The organism is Bradyrhizobium iriomotense (genome assembly GCF_030160715.1).
GTDB classification, from domain to species: Bacteria; Pseudomonadota; Alphaproteobacteria; order Rhizobiales; family Xanthobacteraceae; genus Bradyrhizobium; species Bradyrhizobium iriomotense.
In genome coordinates this window covers 99,076-124,198 of sequence record NZ_BSOW01000002.1, presented here as the reverse complement: position 1 = coordinate 124,198, position 25,123 = coordinate 99,076, and the positions used below count along the sequence as shown (strand labels likewise).

The window sequence follows — 25,123 nt, the reverse complement described above, 5'->3', positions numbered from 1 at the left end:
CCCACGACGACCGAGCGGCAGCGGATCGACAAATGGCTGTGGCACGCTCGCGTGGTGAAAGCGCGCACGTCTGCGGCCGAGCTGGTCGAGTCCGGGCATGTTCGCGTCAATGGCGTGCGCGAGACCTCACCGGGGCACGCCATCAAGATCGGCGACGTGTTGACCATCGCCCTCGATCGCACCGTGCGGGTGATGAAGGTAGTCGCCTTCAACGAGCGGCGCGGCGATGCAAACTCGGCGCGCGTGCTCTATGAGGAGCTGGGCGAGCGCAAAGCGTAATTAATTGCGCGTTCTATTCATTTCTTGGGCGATCTCTGACGAAAACCCGTCATGATCAGCCCTTGCCGACCTTGCGGCGTGGGTATTTACGCGCTACGCAAGCCGCGAATTTGCGAGAGCTTTTCGGAGCGTTGGATGACTTACGTCGTCACTGAAAACTGCATCAAGTGCAAGTACACCGACTGCGTCGAGGTCTGCCCGGTAGATTGCTTCTACGAGGGCGAGAACATGCTGGTCATCCATCCTGACGAATGTATCGACTGCGGCGTGTGCGAGCCGGAATGCCCGGCGGACGCCATCAAGCCGGACACGGAACCGGGCCTCGAAAAGTGGCTGGAAGTGAACGCCGAATACGCCAAAAGCTGGCCGAACATCACCCAGAAGAAAGATTCGCCCGAGGACGCGAAGGAATTCGACGGCCAGGACGGCAAGTTCGAGAAATATTTTTCTAAAAACCCCGGTTCTGGAGACTAACTCGGGTCAAACTTAACCCTAATACCTTAGTCAGCGCTGCAAACAGGCCAAAAGACCCCTAAATCATTGATTTTTGCGGGAAATGTGCTATATTGGGCACATTAAGCTGAACCCCGTCAGCCCCGTTGGCCCCTCTGGGTTCCCGTGAAACCTCATGTCGAACAGGGGCGTGGCAGTTTTCCGCGCGCAGGCTGTGTCACAGAAAACGCGTAAAAAGAGTACTTCTGCTAAGGCGTCACATAAGGATGCCAAAAAAGTCGCCGCGGCCAGCCGTAGCGCATCCAAGGGTCGTGGCGCGACTAAGCACACGGCTGCAAAGTCCTCGAAGAACAAAAGAAGCGCAATGCCTAACAAGACTGCCAAACCGGCCGCGAAAGCGACCGCTGCCAAGCCCGCAGCTGCCAAGGCTGCGGTCAAGCCTGCCGTGAAAGCTCCTGTTGCCGCCGCTCCGAAGGCGCCCGTCGCTGCCAAAGCCCCCGTCGCTGCCGCCAAGCCCGCGGTGAAGCCGGCTGCCGCTGCGCCGAAGGTCGAGGAAAAGAAGGTCGTGACCCAGCGTCAGGGCTTCAAGGCCAATGAATTCGTCGTTTATCCCGCTCACGGCGTCGGCCAGATCCTGGCCATCGAGGAGCAGGAGATCGCCGGGGCCAAGCTCGAGCTGTTCGTCATCAACTTCATCAAGGACAAGATGACGCTGCGCGTTCCGACCGCCAAGGTCGCCAATGTCGGCATGCGCAAGCTGTCCGAGCCCGCGCTGGTCAAGAAGGCGCTCGAGACCCTCAAGGGCCGCGCCCGCGTCAAGCGCACCATGTGGTCGCGCCGCGCCCAGGAATACGAAGCGAAGATCAATTCGGGCGACATCGTCGCGATCGCGGAAGTCGTGCGCGACCTCTACCGCTCCGAATCGCAGCCCGAGCAGTCCTACTCGGAGCGCCAGCTCTATGAAGCGGCGCTCGATCGTCTCTCCCGCGAGATCGCGGTGGTGCAGCACTCGACCGAGACCGAAGCGGTCAAGGAGATCGAGGCCCAGCTCGCCAAGAGCCCGCGCCGCACCGGTGCCAAGGCCGAAGCCGCCGAAGGCGAGGCCGATGCGGACACCGAGGGTGATATCGACGATACCGATGGCGACGATACGGCAGTCGCCGACGAGGCCGCGTAAAGCACCCTTGCTCGCGGTCAGCAAATCCAAAGCCCGGCCGAACGGCCGGGCTTGTTCGTTTTGGTGCGAGGGCGATCGCCCTCGAAGGCCTGAGCTATGCAAGAGGAGCCGGTGGCCTGATCGTTCTGGATGCGCAAAGGACATCTAGCGAACAGGTCTGTCAGCCCTTATGCTATTCAATTCGGTCGTGAACGGCTTTGCGTCATGACCGCACGGTAGGATGGTCCAGGCCCGTCTGATAGGCGGGCCGTTGGCTTTATAGGAGCCCGGTGATGAGCCGCTCGAACCGTACCGAACATATCCGCCTCACCTCCCATCCGGAGCCGGGCGGAAAGGCGGCCTTCCCGATCCATTGGGGCGCCGCGGATGCGCGCGCTCGCGGGCCGATCGTCGGCACGGTGTCGCGAGCCCAGGATCGCAACGTCATCGGCAGCCATGGCGGTTCCTACGCCGTCTATCGTGCGCTCGCAGTCTCCGCCGGCGCGCTCGATCCGATCCGGCGACCCGATCTCACCAACACGTTTCCGGCCGCGACCATCGGGCCGTTCCCGCAATGGAGCGACCCGGAAAAGATCGTCGCGCTCGATCCCTGGGGGCACCTCGTCGCCGAGAATTTCCGCCAGGAGATCGCCGAGGGTGCCGACATCCGGCCGAGCATTGCGGTAACGCGCGCGCGGCTGGATCTGCCGGAAATCCGCGAAGCAATGGCGGCAAAACGGCTGCGCGCCGACGGCGAGGTCGTGCACGCCAATGGCAGCGTGTCGGTGGTCAAGATCGCGATCGATCCGGTCTGGTATCTGCCCGGCCTTGCGAAGCGCTTCGGCACGACGGAGGCCGAGCTGCGGCGGACGCTGTTCGAGCAGACCGCCGGCATGTTCCCCGAGCTCGTGACGCGGCCCGACATGAAGGTGTTCCTGCCGCCGATCGGCGGTACCACGGTCTATCTGTTCGGCGACGTGACCAAGTTGCCCGATCATCGCACCAAGATCACCTGCCGCGTGCACGACGAATGCAACGGCTCCGACGTATTCGGCTCCGACATCTGCACCTGCCGCCCCTACCTCATTCACGGCATCGAGGAATGCGCGCGCGGCGCGCAGGAGGGCGGGCTTGGGCTCGTCGTCTACAACCGCAAGGAAGGCCGCGCGCTCGGCGAGGTCACCAAATTCCTGGTCTACAATGCGCGCAAGCGCCAGGAGGACGGCGACGCGGCCGCCGCCTATTTCGAGCGGACCGAATGCGTTGCCGGCGTGCAGGACGCGCGTTTCCAGCAACTGATGCCGGACACGATCCACTGGCTCGGGTTGAAGCGCATCGATCGTTTCCTGTCGATGAGCGACATGAAATATGACGCGCTCACGGGGCAGGGCATCGATATCGTCGAACGCGTGCCGATCCCGCTGGAGCTCATCCCGGCCGATGCGCATGTCGAGATCGCCGCCAAGAAGGCGGCCGGCTATTACGCCGAAGAGACTCCGACGGCGAAGGATTTGACCGACACGGTCGGACGCTCGCTGGAGAAATATTGAGTTACGTGATGGCGGCGGCCACAGAACGAGAGGCTCGATCGCTGCTCTCAGCGGAAGCGGTCCGCGCGCGCGCCGCGCAGATGCTCGATATCGGCCTGGGCGATGGACTGGCGCATTTCACGGTTCATCTCGATCGCATGGACGCTGTCGTGGATGCCGTGCTCGCGGCCACACGGCGGTCCTATCCCGATCTGAACATCCCGTTTCACGCACGATGGCGGCACTTCGTTCTCGGCGGCGTCGACCGTTGGTCGCGCCTCGCGGACACGATGTCCTGGGCGGATCGCGCCGCGCGGGCGCGTGCCGAGTTCGATCTTGCCATCGCCAGCGTGCTGCTGGATGCGGGCGCCGGCGCTGCCTGGCGCTACCGCGATGCCATGACGGGGCAGGACATCGGCCGCTCCGAGGGACTTGCGCTGGCAAGCCTCGACATGTTCGCAGGTGGTGCATTCTCCGGTGACCCGCGCTCGCCCTTCCGCGTCGATGCGGATGTGATTGCGCAGCTCCAGCTCGCGCGGCTCCAGTCTGGTTTCCAGGTCACGGACAACAATCCGCTGCTGGGCCTTGAGGGACGCGTGGATTTGTTGCGGCGCCTAGGGCAGCTGGTAACGTCTCGTCCGCAGGTCTTCGGCACACACGATCGGCCGCGTCCGGGCGGATTGTTCGATCATCTTGCGGCCCGAGCTGCCAATGGCGCGATCGCCGCACCCGTCATTCTCGCCGAAGTGCTGAGCCAGCTCGGTCCGATCTGGCCGTCGCGGCTCGAGCTCGCCGGCATTCCGCTCGGCGATTGCTGGCGCCACGGCGCGATCAAGACCGATGACGCGACCACAGGTCTCGTGCCCCTGCACAAGCTGTCGCAATGGTTGAGCTATTCGCTGATCGAGCCCTTGCAGCGCGCCGGCTTTGACGTGACCGACATCGACGGCCTCACCGGGCTCGCCGAATACCGCAACGGCGGCTTGTTCGTCGATCTCGATGTGCTGCGCCTGCGCGACCTCGCGGATGTCGAGCGCTCTCACGCCGTCGACTCCCTTCTCGTCGTGGAGTGGCGGGCGCTGACGGTCGCCCTGCTGGATCGCCTCGCCGAGCATGTCCGCGCGCGGCTCGGCCGCGATCGCACCTCGCTGCCGCTTGCAAGCATTTTGGAGGGCGGCACTTGGGCCGCAGGCCGCGCCGCCGCCTTCGCGCGACGCCCGGACGGCGCGCCGCCGATCAAAGTCATCAGCGATGGCACGGTTTTCTAACCCTCTCCCCCTGTGGGAGAGGGTGCCTCGCGAAGCGAGGCGGGTGAGGGGTTGCTTCCGCGAGAGCATCTCTCACTAGAGTTCGCGGAAACGACCCCTCATCCGGCGCGTCGCGCCACCTTCTCCCACAAGGGGAGAAGGAAGAAAGGCATCACACCATGGAAGGCGTCACCGTCGTCGATCATCCCCTGGTCCAGCACAAGCTGACGCTGGTGCGGGACAAGTCCATCTCGACAAAATCCTTCCGCGAGCTCGTCAAGGAGATCGGGATGCTCCTGTGCTACGAGGTCACGCGCGATCTTCCGCTCGCCGAGGTCGTCGTCGACACGCCGCTTGCGCGCATGCAATCGGCCAAGATCGCCGGCAAGAAGCTGGTGTTCGTTCCGGTCCTGCGCGCCGGCACGACGTTCGTCGATGGCATGATGGATCTGGTCCCGACCGCGCGCATCGCGCATATCGGGCTCTATCGCGAACCGCACAGCTTCGCGGCCGTCGAATATTTCTTCAAGTCGCCGTCCGACCTCGGCGAACGGCTCGCGATCGTGGTGACGCCGGTGGTTGCAACGGCCAACACGGCGGTAGCCGCAGTCGACCGGTTGAAGGAGCGCGGCGCGAAGGATATCCGGCTTGCCTGCCTGATCGCCGCACCCGAAGGCCTCGAGCGCATTCGCGGCCTGCATCCGGATGTCCCGATCTGGACGGCGGCCATCGATGAAGGGCTCGACGAGCACGGCTACATCCTGCCGGGCTTAGGTGATGCCGGCGACCGCGCGTACGGAACGCGGTAGGGAAACGGGCCGTGGCAAGCGGCTTTCACCAACGGCTGCGCCTCTCCCATATTTCCTCGCCGATGCCACAGGAAACCCTCGGACCGCTTTCGGCCGCCGAGACGATCCGATAAGCCGGCGTTCGGCCGGCGACCTCCAGTGTGAGCTTGGTCCGGATTGCTTCCTTGAACTTCTCGCGCTCCTTGATTGTCAACGCAAACGAGCCGGGGCCTCCGATCACGCAATCCTCGTAGTATGAATCAAGGTTATCGATATCCATCATCGAGACGGTCGTTCGTTTCATCATGATCGGTAGGCCGTTAATCGTGATGCCCTTCTCCAGCGCCGCGTCCCGCGCCTTGGTAACCGGGGGGCCCTCGTTGTTCGCGCCATCACCGGAAATATCGATCACACGTCGCAGCCCGTGGTACCGATTTTGGTCGAACAGCGGTATTGCAAAACGGATTGCGCCGGAAATCGACGTGCGGGAGCCCCGGCGAACCGGCGTTCGCATGATCTCGGCGGCGAGCGCATCTGCGGACTCCGGACCGTCGATCAGCCTCCAGGGCACGATGACCTTCTGATCATCAGAGCCGGACCACTCGAAATAGGTCACGGCCAACTTCTTGCTCGGCCCGGCCTTGAGCGCCTGGAGAAATTCCTCGGAGGTGACGGCCTGCGCATAACCCTCGCGCTGGACAACAAGCTCGTCCTCATCCATCGAATAAGAGACGTCAACGGCAATGACGAGCTCGACATCGACGGTTCGCAGCGCATCCTTGTCGACCAATTGATGCCCGAGATTACCGACGGCAGTACTGGCGACGTCGCCTCCAGCGATAGCGCCCGCGGCCAGCACCGCCAGGATCCAGACACACTTGCGCATGGCGGTCCTCGTTCGGGTTGTACCTTACATGCGTCGGCTCAGGACGACGCGTGGCGTGTGAAGTTGATCGCGCAACGTAGGCAGCCAGGTCAGTGTGTGGCGAAACGGCGCACCGTACTCTGTTGCCGCCACCCCGGATAAAAGATCCGAGGCGGCTCCTGAAATCATCTTGCGTCAAAATGGCATCGGCAAATGCTGAGACTGGTAGCGGGATAATGGGGATCCACAGTCCGCGCGACTACCGCGGAGAGTACCCGACTGTAGTCAGTTTCGGCGCCTTCTGTTGCGCAATCATACTCTGGCGCGGAGTCAGGACCACGATCTGATGGGGGGAAGCAGGCATACCCGCAGACTCCAGCGTCGGAGCGGGAGACCGCTCCTCAACACCGGATGCCCCCATTACCGCGACCTGGTGCCCGGTAATCGGAAAGCCCATGAGTTCAAAGCTGGGAAGTTCTGCTGCCCCCGCAGAGAAGCCAACTGCCATTGCCGGCACAATCGTGACCATCAAGAACATTTTCCTCATGGCAATCTCCTTCCGTCGGCTATGCGCGAAGAGTGAAACAGCTCACATCCCGCCACGACAAATTGAAATATGTTATTTTCCTGCGCACCGTAACTTGCCACACCAACGGCGAATCTTCTTGGTCAATTGCGAACGGCGGCGCTGAATCCGGGTACGCGAATTGTCAACACGCCCGGATTGTGGTTCGGCTGAACAGGTTGCCGGCACAGCGTTCTGATCGAAGGAGCGACTGACGTGGCTCTGGGAATCGACTCAATCAGCAGATACCTCGACGCTCTCCTGGAGTCGCGTGCGACTCGGTGCCTGCAGCAACAGGGTCTTATTCAACATCTCACACCTCCCTCTTGCTTCGCGAGGTGCTGACACGCGTCTGAGGTCGAAGCCCATGAGTGAAACAGGAAAGCACCAGACGTCGGAATGCTTGCCTGAACTCGCAACATTTCGACTTTCGACTGACAAGTTTCCCGAGCAACGGCGCCTGTCCATGTGGCGCGAGGAATTCGGCGACAAGATCCTTCGCGTCGATATCGAGCCGCTGTCGGATCTTCCATTTCACGCAAGATCGACGTTGCGCGTCCTGCCGGGGTTGAATGCGTTCTCCTCCGCCTCATCGCCGCTTCGATTCCGCCGCACCCGCGATGCGGCCGACGCTGACGGATCCATTGCCCTCATCATAAACATGACGAAGGATTGCGTCGTGGTACAGCGCGGGCGGGAGGTAACGCTCCGCGCGGGCGATGCCGTCGCGGTGCATCACAGAAGCAAAGGGAGCGTGAGCTTTGCACAAGGAAGCTACTTCGCTCTGGTGATCCCGCGCGCCGAGCTTGCAGCGCGCCTGAGCAATATCGACGAGCCGACGATGCGGCCTATCCCGCGCGAGCAGACCACCCTGCGGCTCGTTAGAAGCTACATGCGTCCGCTATGGGACGAACTTCGCCTGGCCACGTCCGATTTGCGTTCCCTGGTGGCGACGCACGTTCATGATCTTGCGGCAATGATGCTAAGCCGTGACCGTCTATCAGGTGAGACTAACGCCAGCGCGGTCGTGGCGATCCGATTGGCCGCCGTATTGGAGTACATCGCTGCCCATTTTGACGATCCGGAGCTCAACCTGGAAACGGTTGCCCATAGCCAGGGCGTCTCTCCGCGTTATCTGCAGCGGCTGCTCGAAACCTCGGGATCATCGTTCACCGCTCAGGTGAATGAGTTGCGCCTGCAACGAGCCTTCGCGCTTCTCACGGACCCGGTTGCGAGCCCGAGATTGATTTCGGACATCGCATTGGAGGCCGGCTTTTCCGATATCTCCTACTTCAATCGATCGTTTCACTCGCGCTTTGGCGAGTCGCCGACTGGCATACGAGCCCAGGCAAGAAAATCGGGTTGACGCCGCCGGGCGGACTGTAGCGCCCCGGCCGACAGGCTACGCTACGAAGTCCCTGCCTGAGTCCAGATCGCGATCGGCCGCTCGAGCCCGCGTATGGTCTGCGGAGCCTGCGCGATCAGCGGGCGAAACACCGCATCTGCGCCGCCGAGCTCGATCCTGGCGCGCCTGACAAGATCGTCGCTCGCCACCAGCGCGCAGTCGAGCGTGCGGGTCAAGGCTTCGAGCCGGCTTGCCGCGTTCACGGTTGAGCCGATCACTGCAAATTCGAGACAGGTCAGCCCGATATCGCCGAGCACGACCGGCCCGTAATGCAGGCCAAAGCTGACGCGCATCGGTACCTCGCCGGCCGCTCGGCGCTTTTCGCTCCAGCGATCCGCGGCTGCCATCATCGCCTGGGCGCAGCGTAGCGCGTTGATGGCGTCGGTCTTGCCGACGAAGGGCGTACCGAAGGTCGCCATCAGACCGTCGCCGAGATATTTGTCCAGCGTGCCGCTGTGGCGGAACACCTCCTGCTCCATCAGCGCGTGGAATTCGCGCAAGGTGCCCACCACCTCTTCCGGCGTGCGCGCGTCGGCAAAGGCCGTGAAGCCGACGATGTCGACGAACAGCACCGCCACGTTCTGGGTACGCACCTGCTTTAGCGGCTCGTCATGCCCCGACAACTCCTCGACCACGTTCGGCGAAAAATAGCGCGCGAGATTGCCGCGCTCGCGCTCCACCGCGGCATGGCGAATGAGCAGATCGTTGCTGCGACGTACCGCCACGGCGAGCGTCACCGCGACGATCATGAACACGACGATCTCCTGGATGCGCCCACCGAAGTTGATCGAGCTCGGCGAGATCAGTCGAAACAGATTGTGGTCGCTGCCGACAGCGGCGGCGATGCGAGCCGTCAACTCGGGAGCGCGATCCGGCTGCCACCACACCCAGGCGACGCCGATCATCCAGAGCGCCGCAGTCCACGTTCCCATCGCGATGACCGTGCGCCAGGAGTAGGCCAGCGTCGCTCCGGACAGCAGCACGAAGAAATAGATGAAGTTGCCGAAATGGAACTGCACCGCCACCGGCCAGTGCGCGGAGCTGAACGGATTCGGCACCACGAGGATGAATGTCAGCAGCGCGAGGTCGCAGAACAGCAGTGCAAGCTCCGCCCTTGAGACGCCGACCCGCCCGACCTTGACCTGGGCCCAGCCGATCAGCGCAAACAGGCCAAGCAGCACCACGTAGTAAAACTGGTCCCATGTCGGATTGATGATGAGCAGTAGGCAGGCAATGACCGAGAGCGCGACATAACGCGTCTGCACTGCCAGCCGCAGGCCTTCCTGCTTGGCCGTCGCGAGCGCGGCCTGCGCGAACGCGACGGTTTCGGTATCGCGCCGGCTGCGCGCCCGCGGTAGCACGGCGGAGAAGTCAAGGCGCTCGACAAGCGTGGTCACTGGGCGATCTCCTCGCGTGGGCCGTTGCAGCACATTGACGAACGTCAGCGGCCGCAACAAACGAATAGTGCGGAGACGGTTGTCGCGCCAGCCTCACGACGGCGCCGCAGGCGGAGTTCCGGTCGTGCGGCCAGCCCGGTGTGTCGCGGCCGCGCAACACATGGTGACAGAACCGCTAGCGATTTCGCGCAAGTCCGCATGGTGTTCGCGTCCGTCCAAGAAGGCGGACGGGGTCGTTGCTAGCTTGCCGGCGACATAAGGCGAGACCATCGAGGTCGGGTACCGCCGCGGCGCGAGCCGATCTAACTGACTTGAGGTTCTCAAAATGAAGCGAGTTCTGTTCGCCGCGGCCTTTGCCGCCATTGCCGGGATCGGCGCCGCCCACGCCGCCGACCTTGCCGCCCGTCCCTATACCAAGGCGCCCGCGGCTGCCGTGGTGGAGAGCTGGACCGGGTTTTATCTCGGTGCGGACGTGGGGGCCCGCTGGTCCGATACGACCTGGACTTCGACCGCGTTGGAAGATCCCGTCAGCGCATTTGAGGCCTTCAGGCTTCCCCAGGGTAACCCCGCGAGCTTCAACAGCACGTCGTTTCGTGGCGGCGGCTACGCCGGCTACAACTGGCAGATCGCGCCGTCCTGGGTGATCGGCATCGAGGGCGATATTGCCTGGGCGGACAACAAGAAGACGCTTGCCGGCGTCCCCGGCACCTGGGGGGCTGGCACCGCCGCCTCTGTCATCGCGAACGATAACACCACCGTAAAGCTCGGGTGGGACGCGAGCATTCGTGGCCGCGTCGGCTGGCTGGTGGCACCGAGCGTGATGCTGTTCGGCACCGGTGGCATTGCCTGGCAGGACGTCTCGCTGAATGCGAACTGCATGCTCGCAGGGCCGTGGTGTGTCGCCAATCGCTCCGAAACGTTCAACAAGGTCGCCACCGGATGGACCGTGGGCGGCGGCGTCGAAGCCAAGGTCTGGACCAACTGGCTTGCGCGGGTCGAATATCGCTACGCCGATTTCGGACATGTCGACCACGAGTTCTTCCCGCGGACGATCGATTCCGTCTTCATGACCCAGAGCGTGAAGACCCACGCCGTGTCGGTCGGATTGGCGTACCAATTCGGCGGGCCGGTGGTCGCGAAGTATTGATCGCGCTGCACCGAATTCACAGCGGCATTCATCGTTCCCGCAACTCAAGCCCGGCTTCGTGCCGGGCTTTTCTTATTGATGTGTGCGTAGGGTGGTTAGCGAAGCGTAACCCGCCAACCACGGCGATCGAGGCGCCCTCACTTCACCGGCCGCTTCTCGAGCTTCCGTGCCAGCGTGCGGCGGTGCATGCCGAGCCGCCGTGCGGCTTCCGAGATGTTGAAATCCGTCTCGATCAGCGTCTGGTGGATGCGTTCCCATTCCAGCGTCTTGATCGAGGTGGGGCGCGCATCCAGCGCGACCTCGGCATTGCCTTCGGCCTTCTGAAAGGCGGCTTCGATGTCGTCGGTGTTGGAGGGCTTTGCGAGATAGTGGCAGGCCCCGAGCTTGATCGCCTCCACCGCGGTGGCGATGCTGGCAAAGCCGGTGAGCACCACGATCAGCATGTCGGGATTGCTGGTGTGCAGCAGCTCGACGCAGGCAAGCCCCGAGGCACCGCCGAGCTTGAGATCGACGACGGCGCGGCCGAATGATTTGTCCTCGAGCTCTTTGCGGACCTCTTCGATCGAGGCCGCGATCACGACGGAATAGCCGCGGCGCTCGAACGAGCGCTTCAGCGTGCGGGCAAAGCCGGAATCGTCCTCAACGATGATCAGGGACTGCTCAGGCGTCAAAACCGCCTCCGATGGCAAGCGTGGAGAGCGGCAGCACGAGCCGCACGGTGGCGCCGCGCTTCCTGTGGTTCTCCGCGGTCACCGTGCCCCCGAGCTTGCGCACGACATTCATCACTAGGAAGAGGCCCAAGCCCCCGCCGGCGCGGCCCTTGCTCGACTGATAGGGCTTTCCGAGCTGCGCCAGCATCTCCGGTGCAAAGCCCGGGCCGCGGTCGCTGATCGACAGCACGAGCTGGTCGCCCTCCCGCTCGGCCAAAAGCTCGACCCAGTCGCGCGAGACTTCGTAGGCATTGTCGAGCACGTTGAAGATCACCTGCTTGAGCGCGATGTCGGAGACGATCGCGACGTCCTCGCCGAAGGTGTTGGTGAAGTAGAGCGTGCGCGCTGAGCGCGCGTTGCGCCATTCCTCGACCAGCGCGGTCAGGAAGGCGGCCACCGTCGTTGGCGCCGATCCCTCGCCGCGGGCTTCGCCGGCCGAGACCAGGATGCCCGTCACGATCGACTTGCAGCGTTGCAGCGAGGTCTCCATTTCGGAGAGATCCTCGGCGAGCTCTTCGCGGCCCGCGAGATCCGGCATGCGGCGCCAGTCGTTGAGGATGACCGAGAGCGAGGCGAGCGGAGTGCCGAGCTCATGGGCGGCACCGGAGGCGAGCAGGCCCATGCGCACGATATGGTCCTCCTCGGCGGCATGCTGGCGCAGCGCCGCCAGATGCGCGTCGCGGTCGCGAAGGTTCCTGTTAATGCGGGTCACGAACACCACCAGCAGCACGGCGTTGAGCGCGAATCCAAAGAGCATGCCGACGACGGTCAGGCTGTAGGTGTCGCTCAGGGGGTTGTGCGGCAGGTCCAGCGGCCGGTAGGCGAGCGTCAGCCAGACGAAGGCGGCGCAGGTCAGCGTCACCAGCGACCAGGTCGAGCGCGCATCGAGCAGCACCGCACCGAGCGTCACCTGCAACAGGAACAGCGAAGTGAAGGGATTGGTGGCGCCGCCGCTGAGGTAAAGCTGCGCGGTAAGCGCTGCGACGTCCAGCATCAGCGCGACCAAGAGCTCGTTGTTGGTGATCGCGGCGCGATGGCGCACCCAGACCAGGCTCGAAATGTTGAGCAGCACCAGCGCCGAGATCACCGCGCCCATCCGGGTGAGCGGCAGCTCGATGCCGAGCCCGAAATGCGCCGCCCCGATCGTGACGATCTGGCCGACGACCGCGGTCCAGCGCAGCTGGATCAGCAGCGCCATGTTCTTGCGGTTGGTCTCGTCGTCGGTCGGCGCGGGCAGGGACGTCGCGGTCAGCTCGGTGCGGCCGTCCGCCTGCGCGGGAAGCGCAGCCGCATCATGTCCGAGAGGGAGCTTTTCCTTCTCAGGTCGGCTCGACGATCGTTCCAGCATCTGATCCCGTCCCGCGGGCGGCGGTCTCGCCGGCCCCTTCGTGGACAAAGCTGTTCCGTCGATTCTTGCGACGGAACAGCCCGCCGCCGAATGTGACGAAAAGTTTACCGGCCAGCATAAGGGCCAGCGCAAACCATGTCAGCGCGTAAATCAGGTGGTTATTGGGAAAGCGGATCACGGTCAATCCGCCGATCGGATACAGGCCGGCGTTGGGCGTGGCGTCGGCATCGATGAAGAAGGGTGAGACTGCGCCAAGGTTGCGCGCTGCGGCGATCGCCGCGACGTCGCGCGAAAACCAGCGGTCATGCACGGGATCGTTGTCGCGCAGGAAGCCGCCCTTCGGCTCGGTCATGCGCAACAGGCCGGTGATCTCGACCGTTCCGGATGTGTTGCCGTCCGCGCGCGTCGCAGGATCGCGCTTGTCCGCCGGCACGAAGCCGCGATTGATCAGGACGAGCGTGCCGTCGTCGCGCAGAATCGGCGTCAGCACCCAGAAGCCGGGGCCTTCCTCCGTCACGGCCTTGACCAGCGTCTCCCGGTCGTTCAGCGGGCGGCCGGTGATGCTGACATGGCGGTATTCGTCGCTCGCCGCCGTGATCGCGGGCCAGGCCGCGGGCGGCGGCAGCGCGATTGGCGCAGCGTGAACGCGCGCCTCGACACGGTCGATCAGTGCCAGCTTCCAGGCGCGCCGCTGAACCTGCCAAACGGCGAGACCGATCAGGACGGCGATGGCGAGGAGAGAGAGCGTCGTGAGCCACGGGGACGGGCGCGCAGCCTTGATGAGCTTGCGCGTTTTCCGTCCGTCGTGGCTCACGGATGCACTCACTTCATCCCGCTCATCTGGTGGACCGGCATCATGTTGCTGTTGAGGTGGTTCATCACCCACAGCGAGCCGGAGAGCGCGATCACGACCATGACGATGGTGAAGATCATCGCCATCATGCTCCAGCCGTCTTCGGCCTTGGCGTTCATGTGCAGGAAGTAGATCATGTGCACGACGATCTGGACCACGGCGAAAGCCATGATCACGAGCGCGGTGACGTGCTTGCTCGGAAGTGCGCCCCCCATGACGAGCCAGAATGGAATCGCGGTCAGCACGACCGAGAGCACGAAGCCCAGCATATAGGTCGAGAGCGAGCCGTGCGCATGCGCGTCGTGATGATGATCGGCCGCGTGCGAGGTGTGAGCTTCGGTTTTCATCGCAGCATTCCCATCAGATAGACAAAGGTGAAGACGCCGATCCAGACCACGTCGAGGAAGTGCCAGAACATCGACAGGCACATCAGCCGGCGGCGGTTGGCCTCGATCAGGCCGAATCGCCAGACCTGCGTCATCAGCGTCACCAGCCAGATCAGACCGCAAGTTACGTGCAGGCCGTGGGTGCCGACCAGGGTGAAGAACGACGACAGGAAGGCGCTGCGCTGCGGCGTCGCGCCCTCATGGATCATGTGGGCGAACTCGGAGAGCTCGATGCCGATGAAGGCGAGGCCGAACAGGCCGGTGATCGCGAGCCAGGCTTGCGTCGCGCCGACCCGGTTCTGCTGCATCGTCAGCATCGCAAAACCGTAAGTGATCGACGACAGCAGCAGCATCGAGGTGTTGACCGCGACCAGCGGCAGGTCGAACAGATCCTTTGGCGCGGGACCTGCCGCATAGTTTCCGCCGAGCACGCCGAAGGTCGCAAACAGGATCGCAAAGATGAGGCAGTCGCTCATCAGATAGATCCAGAAGCCGAGCGGCGTGCTCCAGCCTTCCGGATGCGGATGCTCGTCGGCGAGATAGAACAGCGGCTCGCCCGTTTGGGTCGGCTTGACAGCGATCGTCATGACTTGGCTCCGGCGAGCAGTTGGGTCCGCGCTTCCTCGGTCCGGACGACGTGATCGGCCGGGATGTCGTAGTCGCGGTGATAGTTGAAGGTGTGGCCGATCGCGACCGCGAGCAGCGCGATGAAGCTGACCGCGGCGAGCCACCAGATGTACCAGATCAGGCCGAACGCCATCGCCGTCGACAGACCGGCGAGGATGATGCCCGTGCCGGTGTTGCTCGGCATGTGGATAGGCCTGAAGCCGGTGAGCGGACGCTTGTAGCCGCGGCGCTTCATGTCCCACCAGGCGTCATTGTCGTGAACGACCGGAGTGAAGGCGAAGTTGTAGTCCGGCGGCGGCGAAGAGGTCGCCCATTCCAGCGTGCGCGCGTCCCAGGGATCGCCGGTGACATCCTTGAGCGCCTCGCGGCGGAGGATGCTGACGGCGAACTGCATGAGCATGCAGAGGATGCCGAGGAAGACGAGGCCGGCACCGATCGCGGCGACGACGAACCAGATCTGGAGGCTGGGATCGTCGAACACGCGCAGGCGGCGGGTCACGCCCATCAGGCCGAGCACATAGAGCGGCATGAAGGCGAGATAGAAGCCGGTGACCCAGAACCAGAACGACAGCTTGCCCCAGAACGGATCGAGCTTGAAGCCGAACGCCTTCGGGAACCAGTAGCCGATGCCGGCGAACACGCCGAACACTACGCCGCCGATGATCACGTTGTGGAAGTGCGCGATGAGGAACAGGCTGTTGTGCAGAACGAAGTCGGCCGGGGGAACAGCGAGCAGCACGCCTGTCATGCCGCCGATCACGAAGGTCAGCATGAAGGCGATCGTCCACATCATCGGCAATTCGAAGCGGATGCGGCCGCGATACATCGTGAACAGCCAGTTGAACATCTTCGCGCCCGTCGGGATCGAGATGATCATCGTGGTGATGCCGAAGAAGGAATTGACGCTGGCGCCCGATCCCATCGTGAAGAAGTGGTGCAGCCAGACCAAATACGACAGGATGGTGATGACCACCGTGGCGTAGACCATCGAGGTATAGCCGAACAGCCGCTTGCCCGAGAACGTCGAGGTCACCTCGGAGAAGATGCCGAACGCGGGCAGAACCAGGATGTAGACCTCGGGGTGGCCCCAGATCCAGATCAGGTTCACATACATCATCGGGCTGCCGCCGAAGTCGCTGGTGAAGAAGTTGGTGCCGATGTAGCGGTCTAGCGAGAGCAGCGCGAGCACGACGGTCAGCACCGGGAAGGAGGCGACGATCAGCACGTTGGTGCAGAGCGAGGTCCAGGTGAACACGGGCATCTTCATCATGCTCATGCCCGGCGCACGCAGCTTGACGATGGTGCAGATCAGGTTGATGCCCGATAGCGTCGTGCCGACGCCGGCGACCTGCAGCGCCCATATGTAATAGTCGACGCCGACGTCAGGGCTGTAGCCGATGTTCGACAGCGGCGGGTAAGCGAGCCAGCCGGTGCGGGCGAATTCGCCGATGAACAGCGACATCATCACCAGTACCGCGCCGCCGACCGTCATCCAGAAGCTGAAATTGTTCAGGAACGGGAACGACACGTCGCGCGCGCCGATCTGGAGCGGCACCACGTAGTTCATCAGGCCCGTGACGAACGGCATCGCCACGAAGAAGATCATGATCACGCCGTGGGCGGTGAAGACCTGGTCGTAGTGATGGGCGTTGAGGTAGCCGTCCGAGCCGCCGAAGGCGATCGCCTGCTGCAGGCGCATCATCAGGGCGTCGGCAAAGCCGCGCAGCAGCATGACGATGCCGAGGATCATGTACATGATGCCGATGCGCTTGTGGTCGACGGTGGTGAACCACTCGCGCCACAGATAGCCCCACAGGCGGAAATAGGTCAGGCCGGCGAGCAGCGTGAGACCGCCGAGTGCGACCACGCCGAAGGTGCCGACGACGATCGGTTCGTGCAGCGGCAGTGATTCGAGACTGAGCCGCCCGAAGACGAGCTTGATGAGATCAGGATTGGTAGACATGCGTGCTCTCTCAGGAGTCTGATTTCGGACGCTGGCCGAGGAAGAAGGACGTCGACTTGAGCGGCGTGAAGGTCGGCCGCTTCAACCCGGCGCCAAGCAGCGGCGTGGTGTCGGCGGGGGCCTTGATCGCGGCGCTCGTCTGTCCCTGCGGGGCATCCGGCGTGCAGGTGCCGGCGACGAACGTCGGCTCGGGGCCGAGCGCGGTGCCGCGGCGGGCGTATTTGTCGTAGGTGAGCGGCAGGGTGTTGTTCATGCCTTCATGGCCGGCGCCGCCCTTGGCGTCGATCGCCATCATCTCGCTCATGCACATCTTGCCGGGCTCGACGCACATGTTGAGGATGAGGCGGTAGAGATCGGCATCGACGCTGGCGAAGCGGCGCACCGGCTCGTTCTGGGTCGGCTTCTCGAGCTGGAGATATTCGCTGCGGCCGAGCGTTCCGCCCGCGGCTTTCGCCTTCGCGACCCACTCGGCAAAGCCCTTGTCGTCGAGGCCGTGGAAGGCGAAGTGCATGCCGGAGAAGCCGGCGCCGGAGTAGTTCGCCGAAAAGCCCTTATAGGTGCCGGCGTGGTTGACCACCGCGTGCAGCTTGGTCTCCATGCCCGGCATCGCGTAGATCTGGCCGGCGAGCGCGGGGATGTAGAACGAGTTCATCACCGTCGAGGCGGTGATGCGGAAGTCGATCGGGCGATCGACGGGAGCAGCCAGCTCGTTGACGGTGGCGATGCCGTAGTCGCGATAGATGAAGAGCCACTTCCAGTCGAGCGCGACGACTTCGACCTCGAGCGGCACCGTCGCCTCATCGATGCGCTGATTGGCGGCGATGCGGTCGAGCGAACGATAGGGATCGAGCAGATGCGTGCCCATCCAGGTCAGCGCGCCCAGGCAGATGATGATCAGCAGCGGCGCCGACCAGATCACCAGCTCGAGCTTGGTCGAGTGGTCCCATTCGGGCTCGTAGCGGGCGGACTTGTTGGACTGGCGGTAGCGCCAGGCGAACAGCACCGTCAGCGCCATCACGGGTACGACGATCAGCAGCATGAGCACGGTGGAGATGATGACGAGGTCGCGCTGTTGCGCGGCGATATCACCGGCCGGCGCAAGCACGACGTAGTTGCAGCCGCCGAGAGCGACCGCCAAAGGTAGTAGCGCCAAGATCCTTAAGATCATCAGTAGACGGGACACAGGTAGGCCTTCTGGTTGGAAATTCGGTAGTCTAGCCAAGGCGTAGCTGCGGCGCACCATTTGGGACATTGGACAATTTGTCCAATGTTGCAGTGCGGAATGATGAGCCAGACATGGGCAGATTGCCCGGCGCCCGCCGGGTGGTTGGCTTTGATTTTCAGGACGTTAAGGGCGCATGATGGCGACGGCACAAACCCCCGCAATGGCAGACCTCCACACGGGCGAGCATGGCCACGACCAGGCCAGCCCCGGCGAGATCGCCATCGGCGTCATCATCGGCCGCACCTCGGAATTCTTCGACTTCTTCGTCTACGCGATCGCCTCGGTGATCGTGTTTCCGCGCCTGGTCTTTCCGTTCGCCACCGAACTGACCGGCACGCTTTACTCCTTCGCCATCTTCGCGCTCGCTTTCATGGCCCGGCCGCTCGGCACCGTCATCTTCATGACGATCGACCGCGAATACGGCAAGACAGCAAAGCTGGTCACCGCGCTGTTTCTCCTAGGTACCGCGACCGTGGCGATCGCGTTCCTGCCCGGCTACAGCGAGATCGGCGCGGCCGCGATCTGGCTGTTGGCGCTCGCGCGTGCCGCGCAGGGCCTCGCCTGGGGCGGTGCGTGGGACGGACTTGCCTCGCTGCTCGCGCTGAATGCGCCGCCGAGCAAGCGCGGTTGGTATGCGATGGTGCCGCAGCTCGGGGCTCCGCTCGGGCTGATCGTGGCGAGCGCGCTGTTTGCATATTTCGCCGGCAATCTCTCGGCCGACGATTTCTTCGACTGGGGCTGGCGCTATCCGTTCTTCGTCGCCTTCGCCATCAACGTCGTGGCGCTGTTCGCGCGCCTGCGCATGGTCGCGACGGAGGAATATGCCTCGCTGTTCGAGACCCGCGATTTGCAGCCCTCGCGCATCTCCGACACCGTCGCGCGCGAAGGCCACAACATCATGCTCGGGGCCTTCGCGCCGCTGGCGAGCTTCGCGCTGTTCCACATGGTCACGGTGTTTCCGCTGTCCTGGGTGTTCCTGTTCACGCGCGAAAGCCCGGTGCGCTTCCTGATCATCGAGATCGTCGGGGCCGCCTTCGGTGTCGCGGCGATCGTGGCCTCCGGCATCATCGCCGACCGCGTCGGCCGCAAATCGCTGCTGATGGGCTCGGCGATCGCGATCGCGGTCTATAGCGGCTTTGCCCCGCAACTGCTCGACGCCGGCGCGTTCGGCGAGACCATCTACATGGTGCTCGGCTTCATCCTGCTCGGCCTGTCCTTCGGCCAGTCCTCCGGCGCGATCGCGTCCAACTTCAAGCAGATGTATCGCTACACGGCCTCCGCCCTGACCTCCGACATGGCCTGGCTGTTCGGCGCGGGCTTTGCCCCGCTTGCTGCACTCCTGCTTGCGACCAATCTCGGCGTCATCGCGTCGGGCGCCTATCTGCTGTCCGGCGCGCTGTGGACCCTCGTGGCGCTCTGGCTCAGCGGCCAGCGCGAACGCGGCGATATGGATGCGGGGTAGCTAGCTGATAAGGCCCACACCGCCGCTCTAAATTCGCCGGGACGACGACGGAGTTTGTGGTCCGAGATCCCGGGTTCGCGCTTAGCGCGCGTCAATCGACCACGATCTTCACGCGGTCGCGCACTTTGACCTGTGCATGGGCGTCGAGGCCGTTGAGCACGCGGAAACGCTCGGCCGGGTGATCGACGCCGGCCATGCGGTGGGCGAGCGATTCCACGGTGTCCCCGGGCTGCACGGTGATTACCTTGATGCGCAGGGGACGCGCGGCCTGGATTTCCTCGAGCGTCAGGCGGCGGAATGAGTTCACCGTCTCGCGTGTGTTGCGCTCGCTCTCGGTGGTCTTCTGCCGGCTCGCGAAGATGAAGCGGTAGACGTCGCTGCCGAAGCGCAGCGCGTAGACCTTGAACTGCCATTGCTCGCCCTTGGCGGTCACGGCGGCCGCTGGGAAGCCGTTGATGGTGATGTCCTCGGTCGAGGATTTGTCGACGCCTTCCATCCAGCCGGAATTGAGATAGTCGCCGAGCGTCTGCTCGGCCGGCACCCGCACGACGTCGAAGCGCATCGCCTGCGAGCCGCCCTCGCGTACGCCGATCACCGCCTGCGCGGTGTTGTCGAGCGTGAAGTTGTCGGGCGCCTGGAAGGTGAAGCCGAGCTTGGGATGCAGGAAGCGGCGGCCGCGGACGAAGCCCTCGCTCGGGTCCTCGCCGTAGACGATGTTGTCGATCGCGCCGAGATAGCTCTCGCGGTCGCGTTCGGCGCCTTCGGGCGCCGCATATTGCCGCGCGATCGTCTGCGCGTTCTGCACGCGCTCGGGCGTTGCCGGATGCGACGAGGTGAAATCCTGTGCACGCGGATCGAGCGCGTTCTTGCCGGCCTTCAGCTCGGCATTGCGCTCCATCGCCGAGAGGAAGCGAGCCGCGCCATAGGGATCGAAATGCGCCCGCGCGGAGATGCCGACGCCGATGCCGTCAGCCTCGAACTCCTGGTTGCGCGAAAAGCTCGCCATGGTGAGCTTGGTCTTGGCGAGCGCGAGCGCGGTGAGCTCGGGATCGTTGCTCATGTCGGTGACGACGCGGGTGACGATCGCCGCCTGGCGCGCCTGGTCCTCGCGCATCGCGGCGTGCTTGGACAGCACATGCGCCATCTCGTGGCTGAGCACGGAGGACAATTCGGACGTATCGCTCGCGAGCGCAAGAAGACCGCGCGTGACATAGAGCTGGCCGTTCGGCAGCGCGAACGCATTCACCGCGCCGGAATTCAGGATCGTGACCTTGTAGCCCTGGTCGGGTCGATCGGAGGCCGCGACCAGCCGCTCGACTGTCTTGGTGACGAGCTGCTCGAGCCGGGGATCGTCATAGGCGCCGCCATAGCTGGCAAGGATGCGCTCGTGCTCCTTCTCGGTGGCCGGCGTCTGCGCCACGGCAGGTTTCGGTTTGGGCAGGGTAACGGCCGGCGCGGTGGTGGTCTGGAACCGGCCCATGTCACCGCACCCCGAGAGCAGCGCACTCAGGCTAAAAGATAGGCCAAGACAAAGTGCAGCCGACGCAGCCCGAAGGCGGCGGCTCACCTCTGTTCCGCGTCCCAAATCCCCATCCACGTCGCTTAACCCGTGCTGGCCTTAAGGCCTTACCCCGGCTAGTTCGTGCCCAGCAACTCGATCTGTCCCACCCGGAGCGCGTCAATCCGCGGCCCCGCATTCCCCTCGACCCAGCCCCGGACCCGAATCTTCCGATTCTCCAGGGACTTGAGAACGATCCCGGCGCTCTCAAAGGCCGGAACCATGCGCCTTGAAATAGTCACAGCAAAGCCGCGTGTCCAGTTCCGGCCAAAGTTGAGGTAAGTCGTTGCCCCAGCTTGCCGCACAGAGAGGACTTTGCCCTCGACCACTACGAAGCGCCCGATCCCGGCCAAAATATCGTCCGGACTTTCCGCGTTTTTTATGGCCGACGGGTCAGCCCAGCTGCCCTTTTTTCCGCGCCGTGCCTCGGCCTCCGCCGCCATAAGGGCCGCCGCGCAGTCCTTGTCCGCGATCTCGGCGGAGACGATTGCATCACCCTGGGACAACAATAGGGCCTGCACGGAGGTGTCGCTCTCGCCGACGAAAACCAGCGCTGGTTGACGGCCGTAGCGGTCCGGCGTGTCGTCGGTGCCGCGCAAGGACACGTCGCGGCCGGCGAGCATCGCGGCCAGCGCCTGCTTCGTTGTCGTCGTCGGCTCGATGCCGATGAGGCGCACTTCGCGCCCGTCGTCGAGGCGCAAGCTGCGTGCATCGACGACATCGGCAACGCGGCCCTCGCCCTGGGATTCGAATTGGCAGGCGGCCGCGAGGGCGGCGCTGTGAGATGCGAGGAGAAGGATGGCCGCGATGATGACAGATAACTTCACGTTGCCCGGAGAGGTTGTGTGACGTGCAATTCCTAACTCAAACCTGGCGGGCAGCGAAGGGGGCTTCCATACGATCTGCGGTGAGACCGTCAGTGGAGCACTTCATCCTTGCATCGTCATTGCGAGCTCGCAATGACGATGTAGAGGCGGTACTGCCACAAGCACCATTCCGCTTTGCGGAAAACGAGTGCGCGCATTGGGCCAATGCGCCGCGCACCTGCGCTTGCTGCCCCCTTTCGCATGCGGCATGATCGCGGCAATTACCAAATAACCAAGAGCAAAAACCAAGCCGCCATCAGAGCACGGCGCGATAAGGGAGGTCTTGATGAAGAGGATTTTGTCCGGCATTTTTGCCGCGGCCTTGGTCGCGAGCGCAGCGCAGGCTCAAGACAAAACCCAGGACAAGCCGCCTCTCAAGCTCGGCGGCATTCTCGACATGTCGAGCCTCTATGCCGACATCACCGGCCCCGGCAGCGAGATGGCGGCCAGGATGGCGGCTGAAGATTTCGGCGGCGAGGTGCTGGGCCGCAAGATCGAGATCCTCGCGGCCGATCATCTCAACAAGGCGGACCTTGCCGCCAACATCGCGCGCGACATGATCGACAACCAGGGCGTCGAGATGATCTACGACGTCGCGGCCTCCGCGACCGCGCTTGCCGCCGGAGAGATCGCGAAAGCGCGCAACAAGATCGTCATCTTCAACGGCCCCGGCTCGATCCGGCTGACCAACGAGGCCTGCGGTCCTCTCACCGTGCACTATGTGTTCGACACCTTTGCGCAGGCCAACACGACGGGACTTGCCGCGGTGAAGTCCGGCCTCGACACCTGGTTCTTCCTCACCGCCGACTACGCCTTCGGCCAGGATCTGGAGAAGGACACCAGCAACGTCGTGGTGAAGACCGGCGGCAAGGTCTTGGGCAATGTTCGCCATCCGCTCAACACCTCGGACTTTTCGTCCTTCCTGCTCCAGGCCCAGGCCTCCAAGGCGAAGGTGATCGGCCTTGCCAATGCCGGTGGCGACACCGTCAACGCCATCAAGCAGTCGGCCGAATTCGGCGTCATGAAGGGCGGCCAGAAGATCTCGCCGCTGCTCGCCTTCGTCACCGATATCGATTCGATCGGGCTCGAGACCGCGCAGGGGCTGTTGCTGACGGAAGCCTTTTATTGGGACGCGAACGATGAGACGCGCGCCTTCTCAAAGCGCTTTCAGGAGCGCATCAAGCGGCCGCCGACCTCGGCGCAGGCCGGCGTGTACTCCTCCGTCACGCACTATCTGAAAGCCGTGAAGGCGGCCGGCACCACCGATGCCGCCGCGGTCATAAAGGTGATGAAGGAGACGCCGATCAACGACTTTTTTACTCATAACGGCAAGATCCGCGAGGACGGCCGCATGGTGCACGACATGTACCTGTTCGAGGTGAAGAAGCCGTCGGAGTCCAAGGGACGCTGGGACGACTACAAGCTGCTCGCCACCGTGCCGGGCAACGAGGCGTTCCAGTCGCTCGAGCAGTCGCGCTGCCCGCTGGTGAAGAAATAGCTGTCGTTGCGAGGAGCGTAGTGACGAAGCAATCCAGAATCTTTCCGCGGAGATATTTCTCGATTGCTTCGCTTCGCTCGCAATGTCGGCGTGGAGAGAGACCCATCAAACAACGGCAAGGAAGAATCCCATGAGCAACGACATGGTCCTGCAAAAGCTCGAAGGCGGGCTGCTCACCATCACCATGAACCGCCCCGAGCGCAAGAATGCGCTCAACCCCGAGATGGTGCGCGGGCTGGTGGAGGCGGCGCGGCGCGCGGCCGATGATCCGGATGTACGCGCGGTGCTGTTCAAGGGCGCCGGCGGCAGCTTCTGCGTCGGCGGCGACGTCAAGTCGATGGCCGAGGGGCGCGCGCCGCTGCCGTTCGAGACCAAGCTTGCGAACCTGCGCCGCGGCATGGAGGTGTCGCGCATCCTGCACCAGATGCCAAAACCCGTGGTGGCGCAGCTCGACGGCGCGGCGGCCGGCGCGGGCCTCTCGATGGCACTGTCCTGTGATCTGCGCATCGCCAGCGAATCCTGCAAGATCACGACGGCGTTTGCCAAGGTCGGCTTCTCCGGTGACTATGGCGGCACCTATTTCCTCACCCAGCTCATCGGCAGCGCGCGGGCGCGCGAGCTCTATCTGATGTCGCCGGTGCTGAGCGCGAAGGAGGCGCAGGCGATCGGAATGGTGACGAAGGTGGTGCCGGACGCCGAGATCGACGTCGCCGCGCACGAGCTCGCGCTGTCGCTGGCACAGGGCCCGTCGATCGCGCTCGGCTACATCAAGCGCAACATCAACAATGCCGAGCACCTGCCGCTCGAGGATTGCTTCGACGGCGAAGCCATTCATCACACCCGCTGCGGCGATACGGAGGACCACAAGGAAGCCGCAAAGGCTTTTGTCGAGAAGCGGAAACCCACCTTCAAGGGCGCCTGACCATGGCCGGTGATATGCGCTTGCGGCAGATCTGCCTGGTCGCGCCGCAGCTCGGGCCCGTGATCTCCGATATCGCTGACATCATGGGCCTTTCCGTCTGCTATCGCGACGGCAATGTCGCGAAGTATGGGCTGGAGAACGCGCTGCTGCCGGTCGACACGATCCTGCTGGAGGTGGTGGCGCCGTTTCAGGACGGCACCGCAGCCGGTCGCTTCATTGCCAAGACCGGCGGCCGCGGCGGCTATATGGCGATTTTCTGCTGCGGCGATCCGGATGAGCGCGGCCGCAACGCGAATGCAATGGGTGTGCGCACCGCGAACATCATCGACCATCCGCCCTATCACGGCGTGCAGCTCCACCCGCGCGACTGCCGTGCCGCCTTCATCGAGTTCAATCACACCAAGGGCAGCGACAACATCCTGGGCGCCTACCCACCGGCGGGGCCGGATTGGCAAAAATTCATCCGCAAGGACGTGACGCAGGCGCTGACGGCGGTCGAGATGCAGAGCCCGGATCCGCAAAGCCTGGCCGAGCATTGGGGCAAGCTGATCGGCGTCGCGCCGGGCAAGGCGGAGAGCGGCGAGACCGAGCTGAAGCTGCCTAACGCCAGCTTCCGCTTCGTGAAGGGCGGAGCTGAGATCATGAGCGCGCTGGAGTTCAGGGTGGCGGATGTCGTGGGTGTCCTGCATGCCGCAAGAGAACGCGGGCTTGCGGCGGCGGGGAACGAGTTTCTGCTGGGTGGGGTGACGTTCCGGCTTACTGCGTGACCCTTGCGTCCGCTCCTCTCAATCCGTCATCCTTCGAGGCTCGTACCTCCAGCGACAACGGCTTCGCCGTTGCGTGGGGATGACGGATTGACAGAAGGACAAGGAAT

At 63.8% G+C, this 25,123-nt stretch carries 23 protein-coding genes; 12 read left to right on the top strand and 11 right to left on the bottom strand.

Annotated features, from left to right (window positions below):
* The first annotated feature begins 24 nt into the window (after window positions 1-24).
* The 6 genes from QQL28_RS02895 to upp all read left to right on the top strand — a co-directional run bounded on the left by QQL28_RS02895 (window position 25) and on the right by upp (window position 5,473).
* The gene (locus QQL28_RS02895; RefSeq protein ID WP_284261531.1) at window positions 25-279 is read left to right on the top strand and encodes an RNA-binding S4 domain-containing protein; all 255 of its coding nucleotides are present in this window, start codon (window positions 25-27) and stop codon (window positions 277-279) included.
* A 135-nt stretch (window positions 280-414) separates the two neighbouring features.
* The gene (fdxA, locus tag QQL28_RS02890; protein ID WP_284260812.1) at window positions 415-753 is read left to right on the top strand and encodes a ferredoxin FdxA; all 339 of its coding nucleotides are present in this window, start codon (window positions 415-417) and stop codon (window positions 751-753) included.
* A 343-nt stretch (window positions 754-1,096) separates the two neighbouring features.
* On the top strand, window positions 1,097-1,909 hold the full coding sequence (locus tag QQL28_RS02885; protein ID WP_284260810.1) for a CarD family transcriptional regulator: 813 nt from the start codon (window positions 1,097-1,099) through the stop codon (window positions 1,907-1,909).
* A gap of 272 nt (window positions 1,910-2,181) precedes the next feature.
* Window positions 2,182-3,438, top strand: a complete 1,257-nt coding sequence (locus QQL28_RS02880; RefSeq protein ID WP_284260808.1) for a GTP cyclohydrolase II — start codon at window positions 2,182-2,184, stop codon at window positions 3,436-3,438.
* 8 nt (window positions 3,439-3,446) lie between these two features.
* Entirely contained in the window at window positions 3,447-4,685 is a 1,239-nt protein-coding gene (locus tag QQL28_RS02875) for a DUF1688 family protein (protein ID WP_284260806.1), read from the top strand.
* Between the two features lie 158 nt (window positions 4,686-4,843).
* Window positions 4,844-5,473 (top strand): uracil phosphoribosyltransferase, encoded by a 630-nt coding sequence (gene upp / locus QQL28_RS02870; RefSeq protein WP_284260804.1) that lies wholly within the window; start codon window positions 4,844-4,846, stop codon window positions 5,471-5,473.
* 25 nt (window positions 5,474-5,498) lie between these two features.
* Here the strand turns inward: upp and QQL28_RS02865 are convergent, their stop codons facing one another.
* The gene (locus QQL28_RS02865) at window positions 5,499-6,338 is read right to left on the bottom strand and encodes a DUF1194 domain-containing protein (RefSeq protein ID WP_284260802.1); all 840 of its coding nucleotides are present in this window, start codon (window positions 6,336-6,338) and stop codon (window positions 5,499-5,501) included.
* Between the two features lie 911 nt (window positions 6,339-7,249).
* On the opposite strand from QQL28_RS02865, the gene QQL28_RS02860 reads away from it, so the two are divergent.
* Entirely contained in the window at window positions 7,250-8,248 is a 999-nt protein-coding gene (locus QQL28_RS02860; protein WP_284260799.1) for a helix-turn-helix transcriptional regulator, read from the top strand.
* 41 nt (window positions 8,249-8,289) lie between these two features.
* Here QQL28_RS02860 and QQL28_RS02855 read toward each other — a convergent pair whose 3' ends face one another.
* Complete coding sequence (locus tag QQL28_RS02855; protein WP_284260797.1) at window positions 8,290-9,684, bottom strand: adenylate/guanylate cyclase domain-containing protein; 1,395 nt, start codon at window positions 9,682-9,684, stop codon at window positions 8,290-8,292.
* A gap of 325 nt (window positions 9,685-10,009) precedes the next feature.
* Between QQL28_RS02855 and QQL28_RS02850 the strand changes: the two genes are divergently transcribed.
* Window positions 10,010-10,831: an outer membrane protein gene (locus tag QQL28_RS02850; RefSeq protein ID WP_284260795.1), complete on the top strand. Its 822-nt coding sequence runs from the start codon at window positions 10,010-10,012 to the stop codon at window positions 10,829-10,831.
* A gap of 137 nt (window positions 10,832-10,968) precedes the next feature.
* Here the strand turns inward: QQL28_RS02850 and QQL28_RS02845 are convergent, their stop codons facing one another.
* The 7 genes from QQL28_RS02845 to cyoA are packed head-to-tail and all read right to left on the bottom strand — an operon-like array spanning window position 10,969 to window position 17,889.
* Window positions 10,969-11,502: a response regulator transcription factor gene (locus QQL28_RS02845; protein WP_284260793.1), complete on the bottom strand. Its 534-nt coding sequence runs from the start codon at window positions 11,500-11,502 to the stop codon at window positions 10,969-10,971.
* On the bottom strand, window positions 11,492-12,889 hold the full coding sequence (locus QQL28_RS02840) for an ATP-binding protein (protein ID WP_284260791.1): 1,398 nt from the start codon (window positions 12,887-12,889) through the stop codon (window positions 11,492-11,494). Before QQL28_RS02840 ends, QQL28_RS02845 begins: the two co-directional genes overlap by 11 nt.
* Window positions 12,861-13,715, bottom strand: a complete 855-nt coding sequence (locus tag QQL28_RS02835) for an SURF1 family protein (protein ID WP_284260789.1) — start codon at window positions 13,713-13,715, stop codon at window positions 12,861-12,863. The genes QQL28_RS02840 and QQL28_RS02835 overlap by 29 nt, the downstream gene beginning before the upstream one ends.
* Window positions 13,712-14,089: a cytochrome o ubiquinol oxidase subunit IV gene (gene cyoD / locus QQL28_RS02830; protein WP_284260787.1), complete on the bottom strand. Its 378-nt coding sequence runs from the start codon at window positions 14,087-14,089 to the stop codon at window positions 13,712-13,714. Before cyoD ends, QQL28_RS02835 begins: the two co-directional genes overlap by 4 nt.
* The gene (gene cyoC / locus QQL28_RS02825; RefSeq protein WP_284260785.1) at window positions 14,086-14,715 is read right to left on the bottom strand and encodes a cytochrome o ubiquinol oxidase subunit III; all 630 of its coding nucleotides are present in this window, start codon (window positions 14,713-14,715) and stop codon (window positions 14,086-14,088) included. The genes cyoD and cyoC overlap by 4 nt, the downstream gene beginning before the upstream one ends.
* Complete coding sequence (gene cyoB, locus QQL28_RS02820) at window positions 14,712-16,718, bottom strand: cytochrome o ubiquinol oxidase subunit I (protein ID WP_284260782.1); 2,007 nt, start codon at window positions 16,716-16,718, stop codon at window positions 14,712-14,714. The genes cyoC and cyoB overlap by 4 nt, the downstream gene beginning before the upstream one ends.
* A 10-nt stretch (window positions 16,719-16,728) precedes the next feature.
* Complete coding sequence (gene cyoA, locus QQL28_RS02815; protein ID WP_284261529.1) at window positions 16,729-17,889, bottom strand: ubiquinol oxidase subunit II; 1,161 nt, start codon at window positions 17,887-17,889, stop codon at window positions 16,729-16,731.
* 190 nt (window positions 17,890-18,079) lie between these two features.
* On the opposite strand from cyoA, the gene QQL28_RS02810 reads away from it, so the two are divergent.
* Complete coding sequence (locus QQL28_RS02810; RefSeq protein WP_284261527.1) at window positions 18,080-19,405, top strand: MFS transporter; 1,326 nt, start codon at window positions 18,080-18,082, stop codon at window positions 19,403-19,405.
* A 91-nt stretch (window positions 19,406-19,496) separates the two neighbouring features.
* Here the strand turns inward: QQL28_RS02810 and QQL28_RS02805 are convergent, their stop codons facing one another.
* Window positions 19,497-20,885 (bottom strand): M48 family metalloprotease, encoded by a 1,389-nt coding sequence (locus QQL28_RS02805; RefSeq protein ID WP_284260780.1) that lies wholly within the window; start codon window positions 20,883-20,885, stop codon window positions 19,497-19,499.
* 155 nt (window positions 20,886-21,040) lie between these two features.
* Window positions 21,041-21,790 (bottom strand): thermonuclease family protein, encoded by a 750-nt coding sequence (locus tag QQL28_RS02800; RefSeq protein ID WP_284260778.1) that lies wholly within the window; start codon window positions 21,788-21,790, stop codon window positions 21,041-21,043.
* A 325-nt stretch (window positions 21,791-22,115) separates the two neighbouring features.
* Between QQL28_RS02800 and QQL28_RS02795 the strand changes: the two genes are divergently transcribed.
* The 3 genes from QQL28_RS02795 (at window position 22,116) to QQL28_RS02785 (ending at window position 25,016) form a co-directional block, all read left to right on the top strand.
* On the top strand, window positions 22,116-23,327 hold the full coding sequence (locus QQL28_RS02795; RefSeq protein WP_284260776.1) for an ABC transporter substrate-binding protein: 1,212 nt from the start codon (window positions 22,116-22,118) through the stop codon (window positions 23,325-23,327).
* Window positions 23,328-23,457: 130 nt separating this feature from the next.
* The gene (locus QQL28_RS02790) at window positions 23,458-24,249 is read left to right on the top strand and encodes an enoyl-CoA hydratase (RefSeq protein WP_284260774.1); all 792 of its coding nucleotides are present in this window, start codon (window positions 23,458-23,460) and stop codon (window positions 24,247-24,249) included.
* 2 nt (window positions 24,250-24,251) lie between these two features.
* Entirely contained in the window at window positions 24,252-25,016 is a 765-nt protein-coding gene (locus tag QQL28_RS02785; RefSeq protein ID WP_284260772.1) for a VOC family protein, read from the top strand.
* Window positions 25,017-25,123: the final 107 nt, after the last annotated feature.

Bases quoted from the DNA above. Each gene is read 5' to 3' on its own strand.
- fdxA (WP_284260812.1), top strand. From the start codon at position 415: ATGACTTACGTCGTCACTGAAAACTGCATCAAGTGCAAGTACACCGAC.
- QQL28_RS02885 (WP_284260810.1), top strand. From the start codon at position 1,097: ATGCCTAACAAGACTGCCAAACCGGCCGCGAAAGCGACCGCTGCCAAG.
- QQL28_RS02880 (WP_284260808.1), top strand. From the start codon at position 2,182: ATGAGCCGCTCGAACCGTACCGAACATATCCGCCTCACCTCCCATCCG.
- QQL28_RS02875 (WP_284260806.1), top strand. From the start codon at position 3,447: ATGGCGGCGGCCACAGAACGAGAGGCTCGATCGCTGCTCTCAGCGGAA.
- upp (WP_284260804.1), top strand. From the start codon at position 4,844: ATGGAAGGCGTCACCGTCGTCGATCATCCCCTGGTCCAGCACAAGCTG.
- QQL28_RS02865 (WP_284260802.1), bottom strand. From the start codon at position 6,338: ATGCGCAAGTGTGTCTGGATCCTGGCGGTGCTGGCCGCGGGCGCTATC.
- QQL28_RS02860 (WP_284260799.1), top strand. From the start codon at position 7,250: ATGAGTGAAACAGGAAAGCACCAGACGTCGGAATGCTTGCCTGAACTC.
- QQL28_RS02850 (WP_284260795.1), top strand. From the start codon at position 10,010: ATGAAGCGAGTTCTGTTCGCCGCGGCCTTTGCCGCCATTGCCGGGATC.
- QQL28_RS02840 (WP_284260791.1), bottom strand. From the start codon at position 12,889: ATGCTGGAACGATCGTCGAGCCGACCTGAGAAGGAAAAGCTCCCTCTC.
- cyoD (WP_284260787.1), bottom strand. From the start codon at position 14,089: ATGAAAACCGAAGCTCACACCTCGCACGCGGCCGATCATCATCACGAC.
- cyoC (WP_284260785.1), bottom strand. From the start codon at position 14,715: ATGACGATCGCTGTCAAGCCGACCCAAACGGGCGAGCCGCTGTTCTAT.
- cyoB (WP_284260782.1), bottom strand. From the start codon at position 16,718: ATGTCTACCAATCCTGATCTCATCAAGCTCGTCTTCGGGCGGCTCAGT.
- QQL28_RS02810 (WP_284261527.1), top strand. From the start codon at position 18,080: ATGGCGACGGCACAAACCCCCGCAATGGCAGACCTCCACACGGGCGAG.
- QQL28_RS02805 (WP_284260780.1), bottom strand. From the start codon at position 20,885: ATGGGCCGGTTCCAGACCACCACCGCGCCGGCCGTTACCCTGCCCAAA.
- QQL28_RS02795 (WP_284260776.1), top strand. From the start codon at position 22,116: ATGAAGAGGATTTTGTCCGGCATTTTTGCCGCGGCCTTGGTCGCGAGC.
- QQL28_RS02790 (WP_284260774.1), top strand. From the start codon at position 23,458: ATGAGCAACGACATGGTCCTGCAAAAGCTCGAAGGCGGGCTGCTCACC.
- QQL28_RS02785 (WP_284260772.1), top strand. From the start codon at position 24,252: ATGGCCGGTGATATGCGCTTGCGGCAGATCTGCCTGGTCGCGCCGCAG.